This is a genomic window from Streptomyces noursei ATCC 11455 (assembly GCF_001704275.1).
Lineage (GTDB): Bacteria > Actinomycetota > Actinomycetes > Streptomycetales > Streptomycetaceae > Streptomyces > Streptomyces noursei.
The window spans coordinates 8429794-8440821 of the sequence record NZ_CP011533.1 but is presented as its reverse complement, the minus strand read 5'-3'; the positions used below and the strand labels follow the sequence as shown (position 1 = coordinate 8440821).

The window sequence follows — 11028 nt, the reverse complement described above, 5'->3', positions numbered from 1 at the left end:
GGAAGAAGGAAGAAGGGAGAAGGGAGAAGGCCGCTCGACAGGCGTCCCTCCCCCTTCCTCTCATCTGCTGCCCCACTCACGAACCGGCGAACGCCTTTCGCATCTGGTCGGCGGCCTTGCGGTAGACCGAGAGCAGGTCGAGGTCCGCGCCGGGGTAGTTGACGATCTCCAGCTGCCTGGCCTCGGACCCCGGCAGGACCGTCCCGGTCGACATGTTCTCGTTGTCCAGCACGAACGCCGGCTTCTTGGCGGACAGCGCCGACAACTGGGCGGGCGTCACGGCATCCGGCCCGTAGGTCCCGGCTACCTGGACGCCCGCGAGCTTGGCCGCCCATGTCGTGAACGCCTGCGCGACCGCCACCGGTGCCTTGCCGCCGGTCCGAGCGGCCTTCAACTGCTGGGACAGCGAGTTCCATTCCGTGGTGAAGGCGCTGTTCCACTTCGCCGCGGCCTGCTCGGTCCCGAAGAGCTTGCCCAACCGGGTCACATTGGCCCGGGTCGTCTCCGGATCGTCGTCGAGGTCGAGCTCGACCATCTTCGCCTTCGAGCCTGCGGCGCTCTTGATCCGTCCGGCGAACGGTTCGAAGGACGCGTAGAGCACGTCATCCGCCCCCGCGACGGCGGTCAGGTCGGACGGCTTGAGATCGTAGTCGGGCGCATGGCGGATCGACGGCGGCACGATGGACCTGACGTTCTTCGCACCGGCCGCCTTGGCCAGTGCCGCCTCCCAGGAGGAGGTCGCCACCACGACGGGTCCGGACGATGCCGAGCCGGGGGAACTGCCGGCCTTGGCAATGCGTGTGCCGGAACTGTCGCACCCGGTCAACAGGAGCAGCCCCACGCTCAGTGCGGCCAACGAGCGGACGAGGACCGGGAGTCGGACGGGAAAGCGGAGGAGGACGGGGGCGTGGACGGGGACGTGGACGGGGACGTGGACGCGCGCCATGAGCGTGTTCTCCGTTCCGGTAGCAGGTGGACCGCGAGGGCGACCGCCCCCGCGGCGAGCACGAGAATCGGCCCGGGCGGGAGGTCCCAGGCCAGCGAGACCAACAAGCCGACGACGTTCACCACGACGCCGATGCCGATCGCCCAACAGGTGATCGCCCCCAACGACCGGCCCAGCCGCCGCGCCGCGAGCGCCGGCAGCAAGGTAAGCGCGTCCACCAGCAACGCCCCCGTCAAGCGGATCGCCCCGGCCACCGCGACCGCCACCAGGACCAGCAGCGCCATGGTCAGCCGCGGCACGGCCACCCCCGAGCACAGCGCCAACTCCCGGTCGTGCAGCAGCAGCGCCAACTCCCGACGCCGCCAGACGAACAGTGCCGGAACCACCACCGCCAGCACGCCCAGCACGGCGAGATCCGCCGGACGCACCGCGAGAATCGATCCCCACAACAACGCGAACGCGCCGTTCGCGTTCACCCCCGACAACGCCAGCATCAGCAGCGCGGCGGCGATCGCCAGACTCATCAGCAACCCCATCGCCCCCGACAGCGCATCGGCCGTACGAGCCAACGGAGCCACCCCCGCCCCCGCCAGCCCACACGCCACCAACGCACACAACACCGGGTCCAGTCCGACCAGTTGACCCACCGCGATGCCGAACAGCGCCACATGCATCATCGCGAACCGCACGGGCATGATGTCCAGCCCGACGATCACCACCCCGACCACCGGCAGCCCCAGCGCGGCCAGCAGCAGCCCGACCCCCGCCCGCTGCACCGGCACCAACTGCAACAACGCACCGACCTGCCCGAACGCACTCACCTGACCTCCCGCAGCCGGCCCGCCGCCATCTCCAGCACCCGGTCGCACCGCTCGGCCATCGCCCGGTCGTGGGTGACCACCAGCAGCGTCACCCCCAGTGACGTCAGCAGCTCCGCCGCCTCCTCCTGACCGGCGAAGTCCAGGGCCGCGGTCGGCTCGTCCGCGAGCACCACCCCGGCACCCGCCGCCACGCATCCCACCGCCCGCGCCAGATGCATCCGCTGCAACTGACCGCCCGACAGGCTGTCCAACGACCGGTCGGCGAGTGCACCGACACCCAGCCGCCCGGCGGCCGCGGCAGCCGCCTCGTGCGCACCACTGCTCACCAGCAACTCCCGCGCCAACAGCGGAAATCGGCCCGCCGCCGGACGCTGCGGAACCCACGCACACGCCCGCCGCCGCCAGGCCCACTCCGCCACCGTCCGGGTACCCCGCCCGCCGACCAGCAGCTCGCCTTCCACCTTCCGGTGCAGGCCGAGCACCGCCCGCAACAACGTGGTCTTCCCCGAACCGTTCGTCCCGGTCAGCGCGATCCGCTCACCCCGCGCCACCTCCAGGTCCACCCCGGACACCGCTTCCAGCCGACCGTGTCTGCACACGACGCCGCGTAGCCGTACGTCCAGACCGCGGGCCTCTACGTTGCTCTGCTCCACAGCCCACTAGTCGGCCGAACGGAGCCCGGAGTTCCCAGAAACCTCCACCCCCCGAGATCCCGACCGTCCATGGCTCGGAACGCACCCATGCGTCGAACCGCGAACTTGGCGCGCAATACATCGCGGACTTCCGATACCCCTGAAGGATTCCACGCTTTCTTCATATGATCGGGACCGCCTACTATTCCATTTATTTCCACTGATGACATTCCCTGGATTCCGGCGCGTCATTAAGTGACGGCGGCATATTTCGCTACTAATCTCGCAGTCGCATCAAGTCGATCAGCAGCTGATCGGACCCTTCCAGTCAATCGGAGAAGAAATGCGTAAGCTTCAGCAGGCTGCCGTCATGATGGCCATCCTTGGCAGCGTCTCCCTCCTTGGCGCCGGCACGGCCTACGCCGATGGCGGAAGGCACGGCGGCAAGGAGGACAGCGGGTTCGCCATCAAGCAGGGAAGCTCATGTCGATCGCACGACGAGAACGTTGACGTGCTCGGCGAGGTCGGGATCCTCAATGGGGCGCTGGGTAACGCGCTCGGCGGCGAAGGCTCCCCCGGCGCCCAGAGCACCAAGATGGGCTCGGACATGGGCTGCGACAACAGCTTTGCCGTCGGCGGCAAGGGTGGCAAGGGCGAAAGGGAGTAGCAGCCGGCCCCGGCGTCCGATTCATGGAGCCGGTGTCAGGGGTGCGGCCTTCATCGCAACTTCACGCCCCTGGGTACGGGAATTCCCTCGCACCACGGACGGGCTGAAAGCGGCCTGCCAAGTCTCTCGGGGAGACTTGGCAAACAGCCGAAAGATGAGACGCCTCATCCGCAGTTAGACCGCCGCCGGCCATTCTTCCGGTGAGCTTGGCCGGCGGCTAAAACCAAGGTGCAGCCCAGCACCCTCGCCATTTCCGCCAAGGGCGACCGGCCGCCCTCGAAGCGGGATAGGCGATCCGAGGCCCCTCGGCCCACTCAACCTCTGAGTGGGCCGAGGGGCCTGACTGCGCAGGCTGAACTGCCCAAGTGGACAACCCGACGTCATGCCGTATCGCGCGGAAGTGCTGGTACGAACTGGTGGCGGAGCCCGGCTGGCGGGCCGGACGCCGCAACCGAGCACATCAGACCGGCGAGGGGACAGCTCCGCCAAGGTGCCGGGCGAAGAACCGGACCGCGCTGTCGACCTCGAACCTGGGCAGTTCCTTGTGCTTGCCCGAGTTCACGTGCAACGACTTCTCCTTCGAGGCGAAGGCGTCGAACAGCGCCAGACCCTCGTCGCGCGAGATGTGCTCGTCGTCCCACTGCAGGTCGAACTCGATCGGGATGGTGATCTGCTGCGCCTTCCGGGCCAGAACGTCGGGCCAGTGCTGGCCGAAGACCGCGGCGGTGATCCTGGGTTCGGCTGCCACGAACGGTATTCCGATCGCGGTGCCCATGTTGATGCCCCAATAGCCGACCGGCCCGTCGGCGCCGATCTCCGCAAGCTCCTGGAGGGCGTCCAGGGTTGCCAGGTACTCGGGCACGGCGCGCTCCGCCAGGTGGGCGTTGTAGCGGACGACGATCGGGCCCTCCGGCTCGCCCGCCGCCCTCGCCCGGAACAGCTCGGCGATTTCCGCCTCGTCGTGCGCGGTGCGCGGCCGGTCCCCGTGACCGGGCGCGTCGATGACGGCGACATGGAAGCCGCAGCCGGTCACCAGGCGCCGGGCCCGGCCCGACATCGCCGGATGCTTCTTGTGGTTGCCGCCGCCGTGGCCCATCAGGACCAGGGGCGCGTGATCGCCGCCGGAAGCCGGCGACCAGAGGACTCCGGGAACATCGCCCACGGTGAAGTCTCGCTCGACGATGCCGTTCGACGACGACTCGGCGGTGAACTGCAAAGAGTGCATGGGGTGCATAGGTGTTGCCTTTCGGGAGTGCCTTGTCAGCGAGGCGCTCCCAGCGACGTCTATGTCAGTCGCCGGCCGTGACGGGAAGGGGGAGCACCCACGTCGGTACAGCGTTCATGGGTCTCACCTCCTCGGGCGGCATCACGGTGAGCTGGAAGGTAGCAGCTTGATCTTCTTCCCTTCAACCCTTTTCCTCGCCACGTGAGCCGGCTCCAGACAGGCCCAAGTACTGTCTGCCATCTGCCATCTGCCATCTGCCATCTGCCGGCATGAGGGTGCGCAACATCCGCCAACTCGAACCGCCATGCGGCCGGCGGACGCCACGGAGATTCGCCGGTCGCCGGGGCGCGGCTGGGCTGTCCGGTGAATGGGCCGACGGGCCTAGCTTCCGGCCGTGACGCTGGCGGCGACGGCGACCGCGGCCATGACCGCCTGCACATCGCGGATCGCAGCGCGAACGCTCTCGGCGGCCCACTGGCCGGATGCGACCTCCGCCATCCGGTCGGCCACCTGCTTACGCGGGACATCGGGGCCCGCCAGGCGGTGCAGCTTCGCGGCGTGGATCAGGGCGATGAGGCCCGCCGTACGCTCGTCCGGGGTGGCACCGTCCAGGACGACGGCTTGGAGCCGCTGACGCAACTCCCTCTCGGGCGCGCCGTCGGCCTCGGGGTGGCGGCGCGTGGGGAACAGGCCGAGGGCCCTGTGCTGCTGTTCGGCGAGCACGCCGCGCGCACAGGCTTTCCACGGCCGCGTCACCGGCCTTGCGCCGCTCCCTTTTCAGCCACTCCGTCACCCGGCACTTTTCGCGGCCGCGCAGCCAGGCGTCGAGCAGCGCCATGCGGTCATCGAGCAATCGCTCACCGGTCGGCGTCCGGTCCGCCAGTTTGAGGTACTTGCCCTCAACAGATACCCGCCCGGCGAGGACCAGTTCCAGCAGGATCCCGCCCGCGACGGCCCAGCCCGCCGCCCGCCGTTGTTCCCGGCTGCGCAGCACGTCCGACCGCGCGAGGTGCACCAGCACCACGAGGAAGGCCGTCTGGAGGAAGTTCCGCGACGGGCCCACGAACACCGGACTTCCCAGTCGCACTCCGTAGAGCAGGTACATGGCCAGACCGACCAGGAACGGTGGCGTGACCAGGGTGAGGAAGACCCGCCAGAGCGCCACCGTGGCGTAGGCGAGGGTGACGTCCCCGTTGCGGATGTGGGCGAATTCGTGCAGCAACACCGCCCGGAAGCCCTCGGGATCGCGGTGTCTGCGGGCGAGCAGGCCGCCGTGCAGGCTCATGATCGGCCTGCCGTTGCGGCCGAAGACCAGCGCGCCGACGGAGGCCGCGGTCGGATCGACCAGCACGCGCGGCATCCGGTCCAGCCCGGCCACCGCCGCCGCCTCCTCCAGCACGTGCCGGATCTCCCCGTCGTGATCGACCGCGGTCAGCGGGACCGCCCTGCCTCGCCGCGCCTTCCAGGCGGGCAGCCAGTAGAACAGCGCGACGGCCGCAGCGGACAACAGCACCAGGCACGACACAGGCACCCACCACGGTGGTGGCTGGGCATAGTGGCGCTGGCAGTCCAGGTACGCCATCGACTGGGTGCTGCGGCTGACGATGATCTGCAGATCGGTGGCGTGGTCCGGATCCACCCCTGCGGCCAGGGAGCAGCGGTACGAATCGGCCTTCGACACCCACCAGTAGGCCATGTACAGCAGCATCAGACCGCTGGTCACGAGGATCAGCACCACGAGCAGGGCGAACCGCATGGTCGTGCCGGCGCCGACCGGCCGGTCGCCCACGGGAGTCGGGGGCGCCGTCGTGGCCATCGCCCGCTACTCCTGCGGTGGTTCGCCGCTCTCGGGCGAAGGGTCGCTGGGGCCGTACCGGCTCGTCTGCTCCTCCGGTGCGGTCAGTGCCAGCCTGGCCACCACCGCGTCCGCGATCGCCCCCGCGTGCTCCTCATCAAAACCTCGCTGCGCGGCCATCTCCCGTACCCGACGGTGCACCTCGGCGAGTTGACCTGGGGTCAGTGCGGGGACGGTCACCTCCCGGCCCCGCCGCCGGAAGACCCTGCGCAGCAGCGACCTCGCACCGGTGACCGCGCCGTTCGCGGCAGCGTCTCCGATCTGCCGTGCCGTGCACCGGCGGTATCGCATCAGAACCCATGACGACTCCCCGTGTCCCCCGTGGTCGGTAGTTCCGCACCGTCACCCTACTGCGGAGGCTGTGATTCCGAACGTGCCTGGCAGCGTTGGGAGTTACGGGTGACCCTGGTGAGGTGATGTCCGTAATGCCCGGCGGGCTGCTCCCACTGCACCAGGGCCCCGTGCGGCTCCTGTTTCGACTTCGCTCGCCGGGAGCGCCGAGACCGGGACACTATGGAGCCCGGCATCCGAGGGAGGGCCCATGCTGATCGACTTCGTTCCCGACGGGAATCTGTACCCTTTTGAGTCGCATTGGTTTGACTCGTCCGTCGGCAGGGTTCACTACATCGACGAGGGGACCGGACCGGCGATCCTGTTCTGTCACGGCGCTCCGGCGTGGAGTTTCCTCTACCGCCACATCGTGAAGGACCTGCGCGATCGGTACCGGTGTGTCGCCGTCGACCACCTGGGGTTCGGGTTGTCCGAACGTCCTGCGGGATTCGGCTACACCATCGCCGAGCACACCGCGGTCCTCGGCGAGCTGATCGATCACCTGCGGCTCGACGACTTCATTCTGATGGGACACGACTGGGGCGGACCCATCGGTCTGGGCGCGGTCACCACGCGCGCGGACCGGGTGAGGGGCATCGTGCTGGGCAACACCGTGTTCTGGCCGATCGAAGCGACGGCCAATCGGGCTTTCAGCGTGATCATGGGCAGCCGTCCGATGCAGCGGCGGATACTCGAACGGAACTTCCTCGTCGAGCGCGTCCTGCTCGCAGAACTGGGGCGCAAGCTCACCGCGGCCGAGGCCGACCACTACCGCGCGGTGCAGCCCACCGCGGAGGCCCGTCGCGGACTCGCCGTGACGCCCGGGGAAATTCGTGCCGCGCGCCCGCTGCTGGATCGGCTCTCACGGGACGTGCCAGCCCAACTCGGCAACAAGCCAACCCTGTTGGTGTGGGGAATGCGGGACATGGTGTTCCGTCCGAACACCTCCATCCCGCGGATGCGTGCCGCCTTCAGCGATCTCGAGATCGTCGAGTTGCCACACGCGCGGCATTTCATTCAGGAACACACACCGGATGCGATCACGGCGGCGATCGCGAAGCGATTCCCGTGAGTTCGCTCGACGAGCGTCCGTCACCCGGGCCCGGACAACGGACCGCGAAGGGTGTCGGCCAGGGCCTGTCCGACCCTGCCCCATCGGACAGGACCTAGGGCGCTTCTGATGGATCTCCGCGGCGTCGCGGCGCCTGCCACGCACGCTCGCGGCGTTGCCGAAATGCCCCCATAGCTCCGCTATGAAGACATCCCGGCGCCTTGCGATCGCACGCACCAGGCGCCGCTCCTTCTTCCACGGAGATCCATCAGAAGCGCCCTAGAGCAGCCCGGCTCTCAGCTCGTCCTACAGGCAGCTGGCCGCGGGAGAGCCGTTCAGGCGCCGCAGTTCCGCTCGGGCGATCTCCTTGCGGAAGCTCCCTCGTAGGAGGCGTCGCCGGCGTTGTGCATCAGGTCGGTGATCCAGATCGCGTATGCCTGGTGGTTCCAGAGGTGGCTCAGGCAGGTGTCGGAGTAGTTGTCGAGCGGACTCGGGTCGCCTTTCTGGACCTTCGCGATGATCGCGCGGGCGAACACCTCGGTGTCGTAGAGGGCGAGGTGGATGCCCTTCGCGCTCATCGGGGGGACGATGTGGGCAGCGTCACCGAGCAGGTGGAGGCGACCGTGGCTCATCGGGCTGAACACCACGGACCGCAGCGGCACGATCCGCTTGTCGACGATGCGGCCGGTGGGCACGTCGGCGCCGAAGCGGGCTCCCAGTTCGCCCCAGATGCGCTCGTCCGGCCACTGCTCGGGAGTGTCGCCGGGCGGGCACTGGAGATAAAGGCGACTGGCGTCCGCACCGCGGGGGAATCGTGCGGCCAGGGTGCGACCAGTTCGCCACACAGGTCGACCGGGACCGTGACGAGGCGGGCGTCGGTGGTGCCGTAGAAGCGATGCGCATGCTCGAAGCCCGGCGGGGTCCACGTCACGCGGTGCGCGGGAGCGACCCAGGTCCCACGCTCGGTCGTGGTGGCCAGGGCCCCGGCGGCCGCGTACACCAGTTGCCCCTCGGCGTGGGAGTGCGGATCGAACTGGAAGCCATGCGGGATCCAGGCCGCGCTGCGAAGCGCGGTCGACGGCGGCAGGGAGGGCGACGGGGCGGATCGGCGAATCGTGGGCATAGGGCGTCAATTTATCGGTGAAGAGTGCCTCCGTCGGCCGCAGCGTCGCTCACATTGAGGGGCGAGGTATCTGTGAGTTCAGAGGAGGGCACGGTATGGATGTGTCGCCGGTCGGGGTGTGGAGTACGGCGTTCACTCACGGTGATCCCGATCGCGCGCGGGTGGCGGCCCGCGCGCTGGAGGAGCTCGGTTACAGCACACTGTGGCTGGGCGGCGTTCCCGGCGGCAACCCGAGCGGAGACCTGCACAGCAGTCTCAACCTCCTCACAGCGACCCGACACATGGTCGTCGCCCCCTCCTGTGTCTCCATCTGGAGCGTTCCGCCCGGTCGGCTCGCCGTTGCCTACCGGAGGCTTCCCGCACCGTATCGGCAACGGACTCTGGTGGGCCTGGCCGTCAGTCACGCGGAGATCGCCGCGGCCTACCGGCACCCCTGCGCGGCGATGTCCGCCTACCTCGACGCGCTGGACGCCTCCGCCGGATCGCTGCCGAAGGCCGCGCGGATCCTGGGCGCGCACCGGCCCCTGATGACCCGGCTGGCCGCCGACCGGGCCGCCGGTGTGCAGCCCTATCTGGTACCGCCGTCGCACACCGCCCGGGTACGCGCCGCGCTGGGGGCGGGGCCGCTCCTCGCGCCGGTGCTGACGTCCGTGCTGGACACCGACCCGGTCACGGCCCGTGCCACGGCGCGGCGGGCGATCAGCCCCTACCTCACGAAGACCAACTACGTACGCACCTGGCTGGAAGACGGGTTCACCCGGGGCGACCTCGCCGACGGCGGCAGCGACCGCTTCGTCGACTCCCTGGTGGTGTGGGGGTCCGCCGACGTCGTCGCGCGGCGTGTCCTGGCACATCTGGAGGCGGGCGCGGACCACGTCGCCCTCCAGATCGTCACCGACACCCCGTATGCCTTCCCCCTCACCGCGTGGCGTGCCGTGGCCGCATGCCTGCCCCGTGCCTAGAACTGCCTGGTGTTGGGTGAAGCCCCAGCACCGGCCCCGGCGGTACGTTCGCGACTGTTCGTCGCGGCCGGGAAGTCGCACGTTCGGGCGGCAGCGGTCAGCCGGGCGGGAGAGGGAACAGTGCACGGACCCGGCCGATCAGGAGGGGGGTTCCGAGCACCGCGACGAGGCCACCGGCCCCGACGAGTTCGGTGGCATGGCGGACGGCGTCAACGGTCTCCTGCCGTACGTACAGTTCTCGGCGCGCCGCCAGGGCGGTGCGCATCTCGTCCGGCGCCGCTTCGTTGGGGTGCCCGACCCGGGTCAGCACCACCGGCCAGTCAGCGGGCAGCGGCTCAAGCATGGTTGCCACGTTCTTGTAGCGGAGGGTGCCGAAGACGAGGGCCGTGCGCTCGGCCGCGCGGGATTCTCGCAGGATTTCCGGGGCCACGGTGACGGCACCCTGGTGGTTGGCGGCGATGTCGAGCAGCAGGCGGCCGGTCCAGGAGCCGAGGCGGGCAGGTGCCAGCAGTTCGAGGCGGCCGGGCCAGCGGGTCGCGGCAAGGCCGCCGCGCAGCGCCTCTTCCGAGATGGCTCGGACCAGTCCTCGTTCGGCCAGCGAGTCGATGCCGGCGACTGCGAGAGCCAGATTGTGATGCTGGTGTGCTCCGCGGAGCGGACAGGGCAGCTCACGGTGGACGGCATGTGGGGTGACCACGTCCAGCACGGTGCGTCCATCGCGGGCCAGGCGTGGCTGGTAACGGACTTCCTGGTGGATGCGCCAGACGGTCAGCTCCGTGTGGTTTCCGAGGACGTCGTCCACGGCCTTGGCCGCCTCCTCGGGCAACTCGCCGAGCACGACATGGTCGCCGTCCCGCACAATGCCTGCCTTGTTCCGCCCGATCTCGCCCAGGGTGTTCCCCAGCAGATGCTCGTGGTCCAGTCCCACTCCGGTGATGACCTTCACGCCGGGATCGAAGCAGTTGACCGCGGTGCGCCGGCCGCCGATGTTCGCCTCCATGACGGCCAAGTCCACGTCCGATTCGGCGAATTGAACCGCGGCCGCGGCTGCGTGCACTGCTCCTGCATTGACCGCAAGGCCCGTACGCCTGAGAGTGTCGTCGACCTTCGCGAAGGCGCGGTGACATGCGGTCGGAGAGACGGGTACTCCGTTGATGCGGATGCGTTCGGTGACCTGCTGCAGGTGCGGGCTGGGCATGCTTCCGACGCGCAGCCCGGCCGCGGCCAGCGCGGAGACGGCGAACGCGCAGGTCGATCCCTTCCCGTTGGTGCCGGTGACGGTCATGCCCCGCAGGTTGCGTCCCGGGTCGCCGAGGGCTTCGAGAAGCCGGGGCAGCGCACCGGTGCCCGCTCCGTTGAACTGATAGCGGCCGATGATCTCTTCACAGGCCAGTTCTTCTCTCGTTGCCAACCGTG

Annotated in this window: 11 protein-coding genes and 2 pseudogenes; 3 read left to right on the top strand and 10 right to left on the bottom strand. The window is 69.2% G+C overall.

The features are described 5' to 3' along the window. Positions 1 to 76 precede the first annotated feature (76 nt). The 3 genes from SNOUR_RS35930 to SNOUR_RS35920 are packed head-to-tail and all read right to left on the bottom strand — an operon-like array spanning position 77 to position 2420. Complete coding sequence (locus SNOUR_RS35930; protein WP_067359057.1) at positions 77 to 856, bottom strand: metal ABC transporter substrate-binding protein; 780 nt, start codon at positions 854 to 856, stop codon at positions 77 to 79. Then, on the bottom strand, positions 844 to 1767 hold the full coding sequence (locus SNOUR_RS35925; RefSeq protein WP_067355530.1) for a metal ABC transporter permease: 924 nt from the start codon (positions 1765 to 1767) through the stop codon (positions 844 to 846). The genes SNOUR_RS35930 and SNOUR_RS35925 overlap by 13 nt, the downstream gene beginning before the upstream one ends. After that, positions 1764 to 2420, bottom strand: coding sequence for an ABC transporter ATP-binding protein (locus SNOUR_RS35920; protein ID WP_067355529.1), 657 nt, complete (start codon positions 2418 to 2420; stop codon positions 1764 to 1766). Before SNOUR_RS35920 ends, SNOUR_RS35925 begins: the two co-directional genes overlap by 4 nt. A 322-nt stretch (positions 2421 to 2742) precedes the next feature. Between SNOUR_RS35920 and SNOUR_RS35915 the strand changes: the two genes are divergently transcribed. Then, a complete protein-coding gene (locus tag SNOUR_RS35915; RefSeq protein WP_067355526.1) occupies positions 2743 to 3066 on the top strand; it encodes a hypothetical protein in 324 nt (107 codons plus the stop codon). A 460-nt stretch (positions 3067 to 3526) separates the two neighbouring features. Here the strand turns inward: SNOUR_RS35915 and SNOUR_RS35910 are convergent, their stop codons facing one another. The 4 genes and pseudogenes from SNOUR_RS35910 to SNOUR_RS35900 form a co-directional block, all read right to left on the bottom strand. Beyond that, positions 3527 to 4291, bottom strand: coding sequence for an alpha/beta hydrolase family protein (locus SNOUR_RS35910; RefSeq protein WP_067359056.1), 765 nt, complete (start codon positions 4289 to 4291; stop codon positions 3527 to 3529). A 381-nt stretch (positions 4292 to 4672) separates the two neighbouring features. Further along, on the bottom strand, positions 4673 to 5014 hold the full coding sequence (locus SNOUR_RS48670) for a GOLPH3/VPS74 family protein (RefSeq protein ID WP_312634770.1): 342 nt from the start codon (positions 5012 to 5014) through the stop codon (positions 4673 to 4675). 82 nt (positions 5015 to 5096) lie between these two features. Further along, a pseudogene (locus tag SNOUR_RS48665) lies at positions 5097 to 5873 on the bottom strand (GPP34 family phosphoprotein); the annotation flags it as partial. Positions 5874 to 6113: 240 nt separating this feature from the next. Then, a complete protein-coding gene (locus SNOUR_RS35900; protein WP_067355525.1) occupies positions 6114 to 6437 on the bottom strand; it encodes a hypothetical protein in 324 nt (107 codons plus the stop codon). A 250-nt stretch (positions 6438 to 6687) separates the two neighbouring features. On the opposite strand from SNOUR_RS35900, the gene SNOUR_RS35895 reads away from it, so the two are divergent. After that, complete coding sequence (locus SNOUR_RS35895; protein WP_067355522.1) at positions 6688 to 7548, top strand: haloalkane dehalogenase; 861 nt, start codon at positions 6688 to 6690, stop codon at positions 7546 to 7548. Positions 7549 to 7862: 314 nt separating this feature from the next. Here the strand turns inward: SNOUR_RS35895 and SNOUR_RS43710 are convergent, their stop codons facing one another. Continuing rightward, positions 7863 to 8372 (bottom strand): FAD-dependent monooxygenase, encoded by a 510-nt coding sequence (locus tag SNOUR_RS43710; protein ID WP_067355520.1) that lies wholly within the window; start codon positions 8370 to 8372, stop codon positions 7863 to 7865. Positions 8373 to 8383: 11 nt separating this feature from the next. Next, positions 8384 to 8650 (bottom strand): annotated as a pseudogene (locus SNOUR_RS48660) (AraC family ligand binding domain-containing protein); the annotation flags it as partial. A 95-nt stretch (positions 8651 to 8745) separates the two neighbouring features. Between SNOUR_RS48660 and SNOUR_RS35885 the strand changes: the two are divergent. After that, positions 8746 to 9612, top strand: coding sequence for a TIGR03620 family F420-dependent LLM class oxidoreductase (locus SNOUR_RS35885; protein WP_067355517.1), 867 nt, complete (start codon positions 8746 to 8748; stop codon positions 9610 to 9612). A 97-nt stretch (positions 9613 to 9709) separates the two neighbouring features. On the opposite strand, the gene SNOUR_RS35880 is transcribed toward SNOUR_RS35885, so the two are convergent. Further along, a complete protein-coding gene (locus SNOUR_RS35880) occupies positions 9710 to 11023 on the bottom strand; it encodes a bifunctional folylpolyglutamate synthase/dihydrofolate synthase (RefSeq protein ID WP_312634767.1) in 1314 nt (437 codons plus the stop codon). Positions 11024 to 11028 lie beyond the last annotated feature (5 nt).